The 15,932-nt window shown below is 37.6% G+C and carries 16 protein-coding genes and 2 tRNA genes; 4 read left to right on the top strand and 14 right to left on the bottom strand.

Features of this window, described 5'->3' with window-relative positions; all coding sequences use genetic code 11:
• Positions 1-4: 4 nt before the first annotated feature.
• Both ACPDG9_RS15095 and ACPDG9_RS15090 read right to left on the bottom strand, forming a co-directional pair.
• Positions 5-77 (bottom strand) — tRNA-Lys (locus ACPDG9_RS15095).
• A 44-nt stretch (positions 78-121) separates the two neighbouring features.
• A tRNA-Lys gene (locus ACPDG9_RS15090) sits at positions 122-194 on the bottom strand.
• Positions 195-332: 138 nt separating this feature from the next.
• On the opposite strand from ACPDG9_RS15090, the gene ACPDG9_RS15085 reads away from it, so the two are divergent.
• Complete coding sequence (locus ACPDG9_RS15085) at positions 333-854, top strand: shikimate kinase (RefSeq protein ID WP_430528549.1); 522 nt, start codon at positions 333-335, stop codon at positions 852-854.
• Here the strand turns inward: ACPDG9_RS15085 and ACPDG9_RS15080 are convergent.
• The 3 genes from ACPDG9_RS15080 to ACPDG9_RS15070 are packed head-to-tail and all read right to left on the bottom strand — an operon-like array spanning position 851 to position 2,305.
• Positions 851-1,348 carry a phosphoribosyltransferase family protein gene (locus tag ACPDG9_RS15080; RefSeq protein WP_430528548.1) on the bottom strand — a complete coding sequence of 166 codons (498 nt, stop codon included), beginning with the start codon at positions 1,346-1,348 and terminating at the stop codon, positions 851-853. The two genes, ACPDG9_RS15085 and ACPDG9_RS15080, sit on opposite strands and share 4 nt — an antisense overlap.
• Positions 1,345-1,935 carry a methyltransferase domain-containing protein gene (locus ACPDG9_RS15075; RefSeq protein ID WP_430528547.1) on the bottom strand — a complete coding sequence of 197 codons (591 nt, stop codon included), beginning with the start codon at positions 1,933-1,935 and terminating at the stop codon, positions 1,345-1,347. Before ACPDG9_RS15075 ends, ACPDG9_RS15080 begins: the two co-directional genes overlap by 4 nt.
• Complete coding sequence (locus tag ACPDG9_RS15070; RefSeq protein ID WP_430528546.1) at positions 1,916-2,305, bottom strand: RNA-binding S4 domain-containing protein; 390 nt, start codon at positions 2,303-2,305, stop codon at positions 1,916-1,918. The genes ACPDG9_RS15075 and ACPDG9_RS15070 overlap by 20 nt, the downstream gene beginning before the upstream one ends.
• Before the next feature lie 82 nt (positions 2,306-2,387).
• On the opposite strand from ACPDG9_RS15070, the gene ACPDG9_RS15065 reads away from it, so the two are divergent.
• A complete protein-coding gene (locus ACPDG9_RS15065) occupies positions 2,388-3,479 on the top strand; it encodes a hypothetical protein (RefSeq protein WP_430528545.1) in 1,092 nt (363 codons plus the stop codon).
• 127 nt (positions 3,480-3,606) lie between these two features.
• Here the strand turns inward: ACPDG9_RS15065 and ACPDG9_RS15060 are convergent, their stop codons facing one another.
• Positions 3,607-4,569: a transketolase family protein gene (locus ACPDG9_RS15060; RefSeq protein WP_430528544.1), complete on the bottom strand. Its 963-nt coding sequence runs from the start codon at positions 4,567-4,569 to the stop codon at positions 3,607-3,609.
• Positions 4,570-4,590: 21 nt separating this feature from the next.
• A complete protein-coding gene (locus tag ACPDG9_RS15055; RefSeq protein ID WP_430528543.1) occupies positions 4,591-5,442 on the bottom strand; it encodes a transketolase in 852 nt (283 codons plus the stop codon).
• Between the two features lie 166 nt (positions 5,443-5,608).
• Here ACPDG9_RS15055 and ACPDG9_RS15050 point away from each other — a divergent pair, with 166 nt between their 5' ends.
• Positions 5,609-6,382: an ABC transporter ATP-binding protein gene (locus ACPDG9_RS15050; protein ID WP_430528542.1), complete on the top strand. Its 774-nt coding sequence runs from the start codon at positions 5,609-5,611 to the stop codon at positions 6,380-6,382.
• On the opposite strand, the gene ACPDG9_RS15045 is transcribed toward ACPDG9_RS15050, so the two are convergent.
• The 3 genes from ACPDG9_RS15045 to ACPDG9_RS15035 are packed head-to-tail and all read right to left on the bottom strand — an operon-like array spanning position 6,366 to position 8,766.
• Complete coding sequence (locus ACPDG9_RS15045; RefSeq protein ID WP_430528541.1) at positions 6,366-7,367, bottom strand: cation diffusion facilitator family transporter; 1,002 nt, start codon at positions 7,365-7,367, stop codon at positions 6,366-6,368. The genes ACPDG9_RS15050 and ACPDG9_RS15045 overlap by 17 nt on opposite strands.
• Positions 7,368-7,377: 10 nt before the next feature.
• Entirely contained in the window at positions 7,378-7,947 is a 570-nt protein-coding gene (locus tag ACPDG9_RS15040; protein WP_430528540.1) for a pseudouridine synthase, read from the bottom strand.
• 3 nt (positions 7,948-7,950) lie between these two features.
• Positions 7,951-8,766 carry an alpha/beta hydrolase gene (locus ACPDG9_RS15035; protein WP_430528539.1) on the bottom strand — a complete coding sequence of 272 codons (816 nt, stop codon included), beginning with the start codon at positions 8,764-8,766 and terminating at the stop codon, positions 7,951-7,953.
• A gap of 205 nt (positions 8,767-8,971) precedes the next feature.
• On the opposite strand from ACPDG9_RS15035, the gene pepT reads away from it, so the two are divergent.
• Positions 8,972-10,219: a peptidase T gene (gene pepT, locus ACPDG9_RS15030; RefSeq protein WP_430528538.1), complete on the top strand. Its 1,248-nt coding sequence runs from the start codon at positions 8,972-8,974 to the stop codon at positions 10,217-10,219.
• 54 nt (positions 10,220-10,273) lie between these two features.
• On the opposite strand, the gene ACPDG9_RS15025 is transcribed toward pepT, so the two are convergent.
• From ACPDG9_RS15025 to ACPDG9_RS15010, 4 genes are all read right to left on the bottom strand, one after another.
• Positions 10,274-10,795: a GNAT family N-acetyltransferase gene (locus ACPDG9_RS15025; protein WP_430528537.1), complete on the bottom strand. Its 522-nt coding sequence runs from the start codon at positions 10,793-10,795 to the stop codon at positions 10,274-10,276.
• 128 nt (positions 10,796-10,923) lie between these two features.
• Positions 10,924-12,678, bottom strand: a complete 1,755-nt coding sequence (gene rpsA, locus ACPDG9_RS15020; protein ID WP_430528536.1) for a 30S ribosomal protein S1 — start codon at positions 12,676-12,678, stop codon at positions 10,924-10,926.
• Positions 12,679-12,943: 265 nt separating this feature from the next.
• Complete coding sequence (locus tag ACPDG9_RS15015; RefSeq protein WP_430528535.1) at positions 12,944-13,966, bottom strand: EamA family transporter; 1,023 nt, start codon at positions 13,964-13,966, stop codon at positions 12,944-12,946.
• Between the two features lie 2 nt (positions 13,967-13,968).
• The gene (locus ACPDG9_RS15010) at positions 13,969-14,442 is read right to left on the bottom strand and encodes an Lrp/AsnC family transcriptional regulator (protein WP_430528534.1); all 474 of its coding nucleotides are present in this window, start codon (positions 14,440-14,442) and stop codon (positions 13,969-13,971) included.
• Positions 14,443-15,932 lie beyond the last annotated feature (1,490 nt).

Below are 15,932 nucleotides of genomic sequence, written 5' to 3'. Positions count from 1 at the left end.
TTTGTGACCCGACTGGGGCTCGAACCCAGGACCCCAACATTAAAAGTGTTGTGCTCTACCAACTGAGCTATCGAGTCATTACAATCCATTGAATTGCGATGTATTTTATAAAAAGTTTTTGTGACCCGACTGGGGCTCGAACCCAGGACCCCAACATTAAAAGTGTTGTGCTCTACCAACTGAGCTATCGAGTCTAATCAATTCCTGATTGCGGGTGCAAATATAGAATGTTTTTTTTAAAAAACATCATGTTTTTGTTTTATTTTTGTCAGCAACATCCCTAAAAAACAGGGTATTTTTGCATAACTCACTATTTTACAACCCCTTATTTTATGGAAAAAATTATTATTTTAGGTTATATGGGCGCTGGAAAATCGACAATCGCGCAACAATTGGCACAAGAACTCCGTCTTCCTTGCTACGATCTGGATCTTGAAATCGAAAAGCAACAACAACAAAAAATCAGTACTATTTTTTCAACAAGAGGGGAAGTGTTTTTTAGAAAACTAGAACATCAGCTTTTACATCAACTGATCAATAAAGATGAACAAGCGATTATCAGTTTGGGTGGAGGAACTCCTTGTTACGCCAACAATCACGAAATACTTCAACTCGAACACGTACAATCCTTCTACCTCAAAGCGTCTATCTCTACATTAACCGAACGATTGGAAAAAGAAAAAGAGCATCGTCCAGTGTTGCTAACCAACACAGAAGATACTCTTGAAACTTTTATAGCCAAACACCTCTTTGACCGCAGTTATTTTTACTATCAAGCCAAACACGTGATTGCTGTAGATGACAAATCGATTGATCAAATTGTAGATGAAATTCGAACAGCGCTCTCTTACTAACTCAAATACGCGTATTCGTCCTCTTCGGTAAAAACAACCTGAATATGCTCTAAGAGCGAAGTAGATAAAGACAATCCTTTATAATCCGCTTTAATAGGATACGTTTTGTGGTTTCTATCAATTAACACTGCTGTTTTCATTTTCTTTACAGGTACATCTAAAAAGTGTTTTACCCCGTAAATTAGTGTTGCACCCGAATTTAGTACATCATCAACCAAAACAATAGCTTTACCAGTATACTCGTCTGGGGTAAGTGAAGTGCGGATCGGGTTAATTGGATTAGCCTTGTCAATTTGGACTTCGCATAACTTGACATCGATCTCTGCTATTTCACCTAACACTTTCGCTATTTTTTGTGCAAAGGTAAAACCGCTGTTAGCGACTCCCGCAATGACGATTTCTTGCTCTTCAGAAAATGTTTCATAAATCTGATACGCTATGCGTTTGGTTTTAAACCCTATTTGTTCTTTATTTAAAATGATTTTTTTAGTCATATCTTTTTCTTTAGTATAATAAACAATTCTCTGTTTTGCCTTGGTTTAATTGAATTATAGGCACGTTCCATCACCTCGATGGTAAAATACGGTTCAAACAGTTGCCTGTATGTTTGTTCATTCCCTCCAAACGGCGGTGTATCCTGCTCGAAAACAGCATCAAACAACACACCTACTAATTTCCCATGGGGTTGTAATAGCGCATGCATCTGTTTTACATAGGCTTTTCTTTTATCGACAGGAAGAGAGCAAAAAAACGTCTGTTCCAAAATTAAGTCATACCTCCCCCTATGTTCGAAGAAATCTCCAATAACAACGTGATTTACGGGAAAATCCGCGTGTACTTTTGCTGTTTCTTCAAAGGCTACAGCTGTAAAATCCAAACCAACGCTTTGGCTAAATCCCTGGCGATGCAAATACAATAACTCATGTCCATGTCCAAGACCTGGAACGAGAATGTGAGCATCCAGCATAGTGAGTTGATCGATATACGCTTTTAAAGGCGTTGTAATGGCCTTTGCATTCCAAGTAGCCTCTTGTTTGTTATAGCGATCCTCCCAGTATTTCTTATTCAATATCTTCGTCATACTCGTCGTTATCAAGGTATCCATCTATGTCGCGTCGATCCTTCTTCGTTGGTCTTCCCGTCCCTTTCGCGCGATAATATTCCTTCGTTTGACGCAATAGCTCTAAATGTTCAAAAGCTTCAGCAGGTGTTTCATCCTTGCGATAAATATCCACGAGCTTTGCCCCTACTCTACTTTGAGGCACATCTAAAACCGTCAATTTATAAACAATCTGATCCCTTCTCAGCGTGATTTTATCCGTAGGAAAAACCTCACGTGAAGGCTTTACGGTTTGTCCATTCACTGTAATATGCCCTTTTTTACACGCTTCTGTTGCTATGTTTCTAGTTTTGTAATACCGTACACACCACAAGTATTTGTCAATACGCATAATTAAATATTAAAATTCTTCATTAATCAAGACAAAAATAAAGTAAAATTGTATCTTGCACTACTAAAATAACTCAAAAATAATGAATAGACTATTTTCTATTTTAGGGATCCTAACTCTTACTATTACAGGCATTAGCTGTAATAAAAGTGATAATTCTGACGATTTCAAGCCGGAACCTATCAAGGATTCTAAAGAAGTATATGTAAAAAACAGAGATTCCATCATTAAGTATTTAAAAAACAACTATATGATTGAGCGCAATGGCGTCATTACTTTTGACAGTCTTACTAGCTCCAATCACACCAATGAAAAAGCTATTTTTTACGATAGCCGTTTAGATTCTATTGTTGTTTCCAATGAGGATTATGCTGCATTTGCTTTACAGGACCCTTATGATCGCACAAAAGTAGTCTACAAATATTCAAAATCTGCGGATACAGTTAAGTACAAAGTATACTACATGCTTCTCAACGAAGGACAAGGACAAAAGAGTTCACCTGTTGACTCGATCTACGTTAAGCGAACGAGTTTCAATTTAAAGAATCAACGCATTACATCTGCAAATCATCCAACAACTGGTGGATTCTATTCATTTCCACACACTGTAGCTGAGTTAAAAGGAATAGCACCTTCTCCCTTGCGCCTGCACACAGGAGAACGCCAAATGCTAAAATTCATCAAAACGGCATTGAATTCAGGAATTAATCCCGACGGAACCATTTCATATGACGAAACGACTGCCGGACGCATCCTTGTTTTTCTTCCTTCAGGAATCGGACAATTTAATTCAGGTTATGATAAATTGAAAGCTTATGAACCTTTTATTTCAGATTTAACCCTAATTAGCACCTTCGAAAGAGATCACGACCTAGATGGTATTCCGTCTAAATACGAGGTAAAACCCGAAAAGATTGGCACAGAACTAAGCATTCACGATTATTTTGATTTAGACACAAACAGTGATGCAGTACCTAATTTCTTGGATATTGATGACGACGGAGATGGTGTACCAACGCTAATTGAATTACAGTATAAAGACGCTAATGGCAAAATCAAGCATTATAAATACGATGCTCCTGAACTAAAAACATGTACAGGAACACCGCGCTACCTTGATAACACATGTAAACCTTACATGGTAGATGGTGAATGGGTTTGGCCTAACAAATAAAACAGAGATTTAGCTCTGAATCGCATAAAAAAAGCAGTAATTAATTACTGCTTTTTTTATGCGTTACCCTCAAATAACCACAAAAAAAAGGAGAGCTAGCTCTCCTTTTTTTTCTATAGATCTACTACTATCTCTTAAACTTTCTGTTGATTGCCAACTCCGCTTTTTCAACAATATTAGCTGCTTTTAAACCATATTTTTCCATTAATTCATCTGGAGTACCTGATTCACCGAACGTGTCTTGTACAGCAACGAATTCCTGTGGCAGTGGACTATGTAAAGCAAGTACACGTGCAACGCTCTCTCCTAAACCTCCTAAGAAGTTGTGCTCTTCTGCGGTAACTACACACCCTGTTTTAGCCACAGAACGCAAAATAGCCTCTTCATCTAACGGTTTAATGGTATGAATGTTGATTACTTCTGCTGAAATTCCTTTCTCTTCTAGTGTTTCGGCAGCCAATAATGCTTCCCACACTAAATGACCTGTTGCGAGAATCGTTACATCTTTTCCTTCTTGTAAAAGAACTGCTTTTCCGATTTCGAACTTTTCATTCTCTGGCATAAAGTTAGGCACTACAGGACGTCCAAAACGCAAGTAAACAGGCCCTTCATAGTCCGCAATAGCCAATGTTGCTGCTTTCGTTTGGTTGTAATCACAAGTATTGATTACCGTCATACCAGGCAACATTTTCATCAAACCGATATCTTCTAAAATTTGATGTGTTGCTCCATCTTCTCCAAGTGTCAATCCTGCGTGTGAAGCACAAATTTTTACATTTTTCTCTGAATAAGCAACAGATTGACGGATCTGGTCATATACACGACCTGTTGAGAAGTTAGCAAAAGTACCTGTAAATGGAATTTTTCCACCGATCGTCATACCAGCTGCAATCCCTATCATATTCGCTTCTGCAATTCCTATTTGAAAGAAACGCTCTGGATGATTCTTTTTAAAATCGTCCATTTTCAATGAACCGATCAAGTCAGCACATAAAGCGACTACGTTTTCATTTTTTTGTCCTAATTCTGTAAGTCCAGCTCCAAAACCTGAACGCGTATCTTTACTTCCTGTATTTGTATATTTTTTCATGATAATTCTAAAGTCAATAGATTAATAATCTCCAAATGAAGTTTCTGGATTTTGTTTTAGCGCTTCTTCTAACTGAGCATCATTTGGTGCCTTTCCATGCCATGCATGAGTTCCCATCATAAAATCTACTCCATTCCCCATTTCTGTGTACAACAATACACAAACAGGTTTTCCTTGTTTCGTTAAAGCTTTAGCTTGCTCGTATCCCTTTAGAATAGCGTCTATTGAATTTCCTTCTTTGATTTCGATTACAGTCCAGTCAAATGCTTCAAATTTAGCTTTCATCGAACCTAAATTCAAAACAACATCTGTTGGTCCATCAATTTGCTTACCGTTTAAATCTACTGTCGCAATTAAGTTATCTACTTTATTTGCTGAAGCGTACATCATTGCTTCCCAATTTTGACCTTCTTGAAGTTCACCATCACCTAAAAGAACGTAAACTAAATGATCATCTTGGTTTAATTTCTTTGCTTGAGCCGCTCCAATTCCCACAGATAACCCTTGTCCTAAAGATCCAGAAGCCATGCGTACACCTGGCAATTTATCATGTGTACATGGATGTCCTTGTAATCTAGTGTTTAACTTTCTGAATGTAGCTAATTCTGCTACCGGAAAATATCCACTACGGGCTAATACGCTGTAGAATACAGGAGAAATATGTCCATTGGATAAGAAGAATAGATCTTCACCTGCTCCGTCCATTGAAAATACTTCTTTGCGATCCATGATCGACTGATATAAAGACACTAGGTATTCAGCACACCCTAATGAACCTCCTGGATGTCCAGAATTCACCGCATGTACCATTCTGAGAATGTCTCTTCTTACTTGTGTAGTTAACTCCGTTAGTTGTTGTGTGTTCGGTTTCATTATTTCGACAATCTAAATTTATTATGGAACAAATATAAAACTTATTTGCCGTACTCTATGTTATTATCAAACGAATCTAATAAGTATCTTTACCTTTTTGAAGCCGAATCATTTTTTAAAAAAAAGACGCGAATATCTCCGTATTTCGTCTACTAAAAACAATAGTATGTTACAGACAAAAGAGTTAGCAATTGGTTATGCATTGGGTAAGAAACAACTCAACCTCATTCAAGAACAAGTAACACTACATCTGCAACCGCAAACGTTGACGGCCTTATTAGGTATAAATGGCATTGGAAAATCTACTTTAATCCGCACTTTATGTGGGCATCTACCACCTTTAAGCGGAAGTATTTTGTTAAAGGGAACTCCCTTAGCACACTATTCTCCTCCTGCACTGGCAAAGGAAATCAGCGTAGTGCTGACTAGTGGTATTCCCGCCTCAAATTTGCGTGTTACAGAATTGCTTCAAATTAGTCGAACTCCTCACGTCAACTGGTCTTCTAACCTCACTAAAGAAGATTTCTACCACATTGACAAAGCCATTGATTTAACTTCTATCTCTTCTATTCTTGATTCTCCCCTTCAAAACTTGAGCGATGGACAACTACAGCGCGTTTTAATTGCCCGTGCACTTGCACAACACACTCCAATTCTTATTCTTGACGAACCTTCTAGCCATTTGGATCTGCATCACAAAGTAAAAATCTACCAATTACTACAACATCTAACAAGAGAAGAAAAGAAAACCATCTTATTCTCTAGCCATGATATTGAACTAGCGTTACAATTTGCCGATGAAGGAATTGTTCTTCAACAGGGCTATTATACGCAAAACACCATTGAAAACTTGATTTCCAACGGTGTTTTTGATCATTTCTTTCCCGATAATGTCTTACACTTTGATCGACAAAGCAAGCGCTTTATTCTTGCCCCGTAGTACTCGTATGTCGTTTGTTTTTTGAAACATTTTCTATGGTCCACTGAATTTGTTTAACAAAAGGTTCCTTTCTAAAGGGACAATCTTGTTTACTACAAATGTTACAAGAAAAAGTTTTACAATCATCCATGTGAACAAAAAGCTCCAAATCTTCTCCAAAGTGATCACTAATTTCTTTTTCTAAAAGCTCAACTTCTTTATGACCTTCGACAATTGTGAAATACCACGGCACTGTCATATGACAGTCAAAATGTAAAACACTTCCGTACTTAATAATTCTCATATTGTGTAAATCAATCCAATTTTCTTTTCTATTTTCCTCCAAATAATCAACTACTTCTTTGAGCAGCGCCTCATCTGTTTCATCCATAATACCCGAAACAGCACCACGCACAATTTTATAACCAGTTACGATAATGATACCTGCAAATACCAAAGCAACAGCACTATCTAGCCATTGTAAATTAGTAAAGTACAACAAGAGTAGACCTAAAATAATACCAATAGTAGAATAGGTATCTGACTGAAGGTGTTTTCCACTAGCAACCAAGGCTAACGACTTATTGTTTTTTCCTTTTTTGATTGCATACCAACCGAGTACATAGTTGACTACTGCGGTAAAAGCGACTAAGATAATTCCGTAATCTAATTGTCCAATGGGTTGCGGATTGATGCTATTTCTCACCCCTTCAAAAATAATAGCAATACCTGCCATAATGATTAAACCTCCTTCAATCGTGGCGGAAATAAACTCTACCTTTCCATGTCCATAAGGATGATTTCGATCTCGAGGTTGAGCAGATAGATAGAGACTATACAATCCGATAAAACCGCTAATTACATTAACCACACTCTCCAAAGCATCTGTAAAGATAGCCACAGATCGAGTCATGTACCACGCAACTAATTTTACAATAAACAAGAGTACCCCTACAATGGCTACTATCTTTTGAAATTGGTAATTTTCGTTTGCTTTACTATGCATAAACTAAGTTTTACAACGTTGTTACTTCTTTTACTTCTCCTACTTCTAATCCTTCCAAATGGATAGAACCAATTCTAACGCGAACTAATCGCAAGGTTGGAAAACCTACACTAGCAGTCATTTTTCGTACCTGTCGAAATTTCCCTTCCGTCAACACAAGGCGAATCCAACTGGTTGGTCCGTGTCTTTCATCGCGTATACGTCTACCAACTCCGATCCACGGTGGAACTTCTTCTAGCTTGCTTACCTCGCAAGATTTAGTGGTGTACTTTTCTCCTTTCACTCCTATTTCTACTCCATTTCGCAATAGTTCCACAGCTTCTGAAGTGATCTGCCCATCCACTTGCGCATAATATTCCTTTTCATAGTGTTCACTGCGCACTTGTTCACTGACCATTCCGTCAGTAGTCAGCAATAATAGCCCCTCAGAATTCTCATCTAACCGGCCAATAGCCATAGTCCCTTCGGGAAAATCAAATAATTCACCTAGCTTTTTTTTGGTTCGTTTCTTTTCATAAATAAATTGGCTGATATAGCCATGTGGTTTATACAGGATAAAATGTCTGTGTTCCATCATCATGTATTACTTTTCAAAGTTTTTTACATAGAAAGCATTCATCGCTTCGATATAACCTTGTCCGTGATAGGTATCAGTCATCGCTTGAAACCCTTGCAAATGACCTCCTCTATACAGGACAACTTCACTTTTTGGATTTAGTGGTTTGACGCGGTTACTATCATAGGCTGTTGTTAATCCGTCTCGATCTCCGACGATAAACAAAACGGGAAGTGTTAATCGACTTAATGCCTTATCATATGCTACTGCACCTTCAGGCAATCGCGTTTCTTTTTCTAAGAAATGCGTTAACCGATCCACAATGGTTTGAGGACTAACGACGAAACCGTCGGCAATTAAATAATCATAAGAGGTTTTATTGTGCGTAAAAACAGCTGCGATAGTTCCTGTAGATATAGCCCATACCCCAATCTTCGTGCTAAACTTTTGTTTTACATAAGTAACTACCGCTTGTAAATCAGTTGCAAACTCATCATAATACAACATATCTTCTTCAATTTCAAAAGGATCACTCGCACCAAAACCGCGATAATCAAACAAGACAACCGTATAGCCTTGATTCACCACTTCGATTGCCTGTCTCAACCAGTAAGACATATTTCCAGCATCTCCATACGCAAAAACCAACGTTCGATCTAGTTTCTTGTCTTCTTTAGGATGTAAAATCCACGAATTTAGCGTGTAATTATCCGGAGTTTCAATTTGTACTTCCTCATAGTCAAAATTGGAATTAACAGGGGTATCAACATACTCCTTAACTGGATTTAATGCTGCCGCGATCTGCACAAACAACAAACTAAACAAACAAAGTAAATGCTTCATTGCTCGTCATTTTTGAATTGAAAATCAAAGATACGACAATACTCCCTTATGGTTAATTCCATTCGAATGAAAAATTGGTTTACTAATGGTATTCTAATATTTCCAAACTTTACCAAGTTGAAAATTAAACCCGTGAAAAAGCCAAGACATTATAAGGCTTTCATTTAATAAATTCATACTTTTGTTAGATATAAAATTTAATACTATGCAACATATTATTGATCGTTTCATCAGTTATGTGACTGTTGATACAGAGTCTGATCCTTCTTCTCAAACTTGTCCTAGTACTGAAAAGCAATGGGATTTAGCAAACAAACTAGTTGAAGAGTTAAAACAAATTGGTCTAGAAGACGTAACAATAGATGAGAACGCATATGTGATGGCTACTTTGCCTAGCAATGTAGAGCATGAAGTACCTACTATTGGATTTATTGCTCACTTTGATACTTCACCTGATTTTTCTGGTGCAAACGTAAAACCGCAAATTGTACCAAACTACGATGGTGGTGATATTATTTTAAATAAAGAACAAAACATCGTTTTATCGCCTTCTTACTTTAAAGATCTCTTACAATACAAAGGGCAGACGTTAATCACTACGGACGGAACTACGTTGTTAGGAGCAGATGATAAAGCGGGAATTACAGAGATTGTATCTGCTATGGAGTACTTAGTACAACATCCAGAAATCAAACACGGAAAAATTAGAATTGGATTTACTCCAGATGAAGAGATTGGTCGTGGTGCACATTTATTTGATGTTAAGAAGTTCGGTGCTGCATGGGCGTATACGATGGACGGAAGTCAAATTGGAGAACTAGAATACGAAAACTTCAATGCGGGATATGCAAAATTGACGTTTTCTGGAAAAAGTGTTCACCCAGGATACGCAAAAGGAAAGATGATTAACTCTATTTTGTTGGCTAATAAATTCATCAATAAATTACCAAAAGATGAAGTACCTCAAAAAACAACAGGATATGAAGGATTCTTCCACGTACATACGGTAAGCGGAAGCATTGAAGAATCTGTTGTGGAATTAATCATTCGCGATCACAACTTAAAAAAATACGAGCAACGCAAAGTATTCATTGAGAAATTAGCGAAGAAATTCAACAAAAAACACAACAAAAAATTCGGCGGACCAATTGTTTCTTGTGAGATTGGAGACCAGTACTTCAACATGAAACAAAAAGTTGAACCCGTTATGCATATTGTTGATACAGCAGAACAGGCGATGAAAGATTTAGGTATTAAACCTTTAATCAAAGCGATTCGCGGTGGAACGGATGGATCTCAATTATCATATATGGGATTACCATGTCCAAACATTTTCGCAGGTGGACATAACTTCCACGGAAAATACGAATATGTACCAGTAGAAAGTATGGTTAAAGCAACCGAAGTAATCGTTAAGATTGCTGAACTGACTGCTCAAAACGCATCAAAATAACAGCTGTTATTTACTTATAAAAAAGGAGATTCAATTGAATCTCCTTTTTTTATATCACTGGATAGGAACATATTCACTTTTGAGCATGGACATCACTATTTTATCGTGAAAAGCTTGATCTCGATAACAAGCTTCTCTCAATACGCCTTCTACTTTAAAACCTGCGCGTTCATACGCTTTGACACCGCCAATATTCGGCTGTGAAACGGTCAACATGATGCGATTGAGTTTTAGTGTTTCGAAACCATATGCCACAACCTTTTGTGTAACCATGGTTCCTACTCCTTTTCCCCATTGGGTTTTATCTCCAATAAAAATAAAATATTCACCACTCTTATTTAAGGCAGATATACCACTAATTCCCGCATAACCGATCAGTTGGTTTGTATTTGCTAAATATATTCCGATGTTATAGGTCTGTTGTTCCTCAAACAAGCTGTCGAACCATTTTTTAATTTGTTCTGAAGAATTTAAACGCTGAAACAGACTCATCGAATATTGAATCACTTCTTCATCATTTAACCAGGAAAAAAATGGAACAACATCCTCTTTGCTTAATGGCTTTAGCTCAATCATAGTTAGGCATTTTACTAGTTGGATATAGCGAACAAAGATAACACTCAGTACAGATAAAAAAGCGTATCAAACAAAAAAAGCCCTAACAACAAATGTTAGGGCTTTCAAGATTGTATAGATACAAAGGATTAGTTTCCTTTTTCCATTCTTTCTTTTAATTCAGCAAGAGCATCGATATCTCCTAAAGTAGTTTTTTCTGTAGCATTTACTGTATTCTCAGCAGATTTTACATTTTTCTCCTCTTCTTCACGGAAAATAGAAGTGTGAGAAGCTACTACTCTTTTGAATTCTTTGTTGAACTCAATAATTTTGAATTCAGCAGAATCACCTTTTTTCAATTTCTTACCGTCTTCTTTTTCTAAGTGACGAGTTGGAATGAAAGCTACTACGTCTTCTTCGAATACTACTGTAGCTCCTTTGTCAACTAATTCAGAAATTTCACCATTGTGGATCGTACCTACTGCATAAGCATCTTCGTATTTATCCCAAGGGTTAGCTGTTGTTTGTTTGTGTCCTAAAGATAATTTACGTCCTTCAACGTCTAACTCTAATACAACAACATCTAATTTATCACCTACGTTTACAAACTCAGATGGGTGTTTGATTTTCTTCGTCCAAGATAAGTCAGAGATGTAAATTAATCCATCAATTCCTTCTTCTAATTCTACGAATACACCGAAGTTAGTAAAGTTACGAACGATACCTGAATGCTTAGATCCTACAGGATATTTAGCTGTGATATCAGTCCAAGGATCTTGAGATAATTGTTTAATACCTAAAGACATTTTTCTTTCTTCTCTATCAAGCGTTAAGATAACTGCCTCTACCTCGTCTCCAACTTTTACGAAATCTTGAGCTGATCTTAAGTGTGTAGACCAAGACATTTCAGAAACGTGGATTAAACCTTCAACTCCTTCTGCAACTTCGATGAAAGCACCGTAGTCAGCTAAAACAACTACTTTACCTTTTACTTTATCACCAACGTTTAAGTTAGCATCTAAAGCATCCCAAGGGTGAGCGTAAAGTTGTTTTAAACCTAATTGAATTCTTGTTTTCTCGTCGTCGAAATCTAAAATTACAACATTTAATTTTTGATCTAACTCTAACACCTCGCTTGGGTGGTTGATTCTTGACCAAGATAAATCTGTAATATGGATTAATCCGTCAACACCTCCTAAGTCAATGAATACTCCGTAAGAAGTGATGTTTTTAACAACACCTTCTAACACTTGACCTTTTTGTAATTGACCGATAATTTCTTTTTTCTGTACTTCGATATCTGCTTCGATAAGCGCTTTGTGAGATACAACAACGTTTTTGAATTCGTGGTTAATTTTAACAACTTTGAATTCCATTGTTTTGTTTACGTACTGATCGTAATCACGGATAGGCTTAACATCGATTTGAGAACCTGGTAAGAATGCTTCGATTCCGAATACGTCAACGATCATACCACCTTTAGTTCTACATTTTACGAAACCATTAACGATTTCACCTGACTCATGAGCAGCAATAACTCTATCCCAAGCTTTGATTGTACGAGCTTTTCTGTGAGATAAAACTAATTGTCCGTATTTATCTTCTCTAACGTCGATTAATACTTCAACTTTATCACCTACTTTTAAGTTCGGGTTGTAACGGAATTCGTTCAATGAAATAACACCTTCAGACTTAGCATTGATATCTACAATCGCGTCTCTGTCAGTGATTCTCACTACAACTCCCTCAACTACTTCCTCGTCGTCTGTAGAAATAAAAGTTTTGTCTACTAAGCTTTCAAACTCTTTTAATTGAGCAGCATCTACTGCGTCGATACCATTTTCATAGTTATCCCAATTAAAATCATTTAAAAATTCTTCCTGTGTTTTGATGTTTTCAGACATGTGCTGATAATAAATTTGTATTCTGTTTTACTTTGTTTCGTTACTCAGCAGCAAAGAACAGAAGTGGTTTTACATATATAATACATTGACTCTTAGGGAAACAACGCTGATCTAAAAGCTGTGCAAAAGTACAACATTTTTTAGATCTAAAAAATATATTTGAATCTTTTTTCTAATCAAGAGACTCAAATCTAAAGTATTACACAAAAAAAGCTAACGAATCACTCCGTTAGCTTCAATCAATTTTATAATAATGAAAAAAGAATTAATTACTCATATTGAGTTGTTCCTTATCGTGTGCGTTCATTCGACGTTTTTTAGAAAACCCTTTGAAAAATTTACTGTCTTTATAAAGATCCCAGTTCATTAATCCCACACTTAACAAGACAACCACCAAACCTCCAATTTGGAGACTCGTAATAATATCATCTGTAAAGAAGTAACTCAACGCTACCGCCACAACAGGGTTAACGTATGCATACGTACTAACTTCTGTAACTGGTCTATTTTGTATTAACCAGATATACGATCCAAAAGCTAAGATTGATCCAAATGTAATCAAGTACACCAATGAAAACCACCCAGAAGCTGATATTTCATAAACATCGAATTGTGCAAATTCGCCATTTAACAAAGCTACAATCGTAAATAAAATACCTGCTGTGATCATTTGCCAAGATGTTTTTACCATCACGTGCAAATCTTCCCCTTTATCTTCGTTCTTTGCCTTTGAATATTTAGAATATAGAGATCCTACTGTCCAAGCAATTGAACCTAAAATCAACAATACCATACAGAAAATATTCAACAAACGCTGGCTTTCATCACCTGCTATCGTAATTTGCTCTGCAAACAACATAATCACTCCGACAAAACCTAAGATCAAACCTAAAACAATCGGTAAACTCGAGAAGTTACTCTTCCATTGTTTTTTATCTAAAATAATAAACCACAAGGCTGCTGCGGCTGCCATAATAGCAGCGATACCACTAGACACGTGTTGCTCCGCCCAAATCAAGGCTCCCATATCAATAAAAAGCAGTAAAAACCCTGTAATACACGCTTGTTTTACTACCTGCTTATTAAAGATTTTATATCCTCTCATCTTACAATAAGTCAATAAAATCATACTAGCAGCAAAAAAACGCAAGGATCCCAAAACAAAAGGCGTGAAATCGCTTAATGCTTTATGAATAAAAAAGAAAGTAGATCCCCATACAAAGTACACTACTAAATAGGCACCAAGTACTACTTTATTATTTGTTTGATTTGTAGCTACTGCTTTCATAACTATTCTAATGTATCAGGAATTATTAATTTGTTATCTTCTTTTACGGTTTGCAAGACGATGATTGTTCGTGTTGAAATAATCCCTTCTATTTTTGAAAGGGAATTGCGCATTAAATTTACAAGCGCAATTGAGTCCGATGTCCTCACTTTAACAATATATCCATCATCACCTGCTATATCGTGCACTTCTAAAACTTCTGGAATCTCAGCTAGAGCTTTACCCGTATTCTCGTCTCCAATGATCTCATCCACTTTAATAAAAATAAACGAAAGCATCTTTTGATTAATCGCGTTGGGATTAACCCTTGCGTGATACGCTATAATAGCATCCTTATGTTCTAACTTCTTTACGCGCTCAAGCACTGCAGAAGGAGCCATCCCAAGCTCACGAGCTAATTCAGAATTATTGATTCGAGCATTGTCTTGCATCATGCGCAAAATCTTCAAATCAATTTCATCTAACTTATATTCCATCGTTTTATCGTTTTACCCTGCAAAGATAACACAAAAGAATAATATACGGAAATATTTAATGTTTAATGAATATTATTCGGTAGTTAAATATTTGTAAACAACAAAATTCTGAACAAATTGCAAAAATTACGAATTACGCAAGAAAATTAAACAATAAAAACATTATTCGTAATTATCGGTTATCAGAGATCAGTAATGAGTTAACGGAAGAGGTGCTAAGAGAGTTGTTTGTTGTTTGTTGTAGCGATTATCGTCTAAAGAAAGGGCTTTCTATTTCTAGACAATCTACTGATACCACATAACAGATCACTGATAACTAAAAAAACCGATGTCGCGGATTTGCAATCCGTGACTTTTTTATACACACGAGCTACAAGTCCTTTTTTCTGTTTAGCTTGACTAAGCTTATTGCATAGAACTCAATAAACGAAACTTGATTTAGGGGATGCGACCTCTCCTACGTCGAGGTGACATGACGAACGTGATTGACGGGTGCGACCGCTCCTACGTCGAGGTGACATGACGAACGTGATTGACGGATGCGACCTCTCCTACGTCGAGGTGACATGACGAACGTGATTGACGAGCGTGAGTGACGAACGTGATTGACGGATGCGACCGCTCCTACGACGAGGTGACATGACGAGCGTGATTGACGAGCGTGAGTGGCGGGTGCGACCTCTCCTACGTCGAGGTGACATGACGAACGTGATTGACGAGCGTGATTGACAGATGCGACCTCTCCTACGTCGAGGTGACATGACGAACGTGATTGACGGGTGCGACCTCTCCTACGTCGAGGTGACATGACGAACGTGATTGACGAACGTGATTGACGAACGTGATTGACGAACGTGATTGACGAACGTGATTGACGGATGCGACCGCTCCTACGACGAGGTGACATGACGAACGTGATTGACGGATGCGACCTCTCCTACGTCGAGGTGACATGACGAACGTGAGTGACGGGTGTTGAGTGACGAGCGTGAGTGACGAGCGTGATTGACGGATGCGACCTCTCCTACGACGAGGTGACATGACGAACGTGATTGACGGATGCGACCTCTCCTACGTCGAGGTGACATGACGAGCGTGATTGACGAGCGTGATTGACGGATGCGACCTCTCCTACGTCGAGGTGACATGACGAGTGTGATTGACGGGTGTTGAGTGACGGATCCCGATGTCGCGGATTTGCATTCCGTGACTTTATTTATACACACGAGCTTTAAGTCTAAACAATTTAGCGCACAGATTACACTCGAGGCAGTAGCCGAATTGAACCAAGTTAAATCCGCGCGATCGGGTTTGTGCGTTGTTTGTTGTAGCGATTATCGTTTCAAGAGAACACTTCCTTATTTCAGAAAAATTGACCGATACCTCATAACAGATCACTGATAACAGATCACTGATAACCAAAAAAAAAGCCTGACTACTAACGTAATCAGGCTTTTCAAAAGAAGGGCGACGACATACTCTCCCACCAT

This window comes from Myroides sp. C6-3 (assembly GCF_050522425.1).
Classification (GTDB): Bacteria; Bacteroidota; Bacteroidia; order Flavobacteriales; family Flavobacteriaceae; genus Flavobacterium.
The sequence above is the reverse complement of the archived record's forward strand: the minus strand, read 5'-3'. Positions and strand labels throughout refer to the sequence as shown.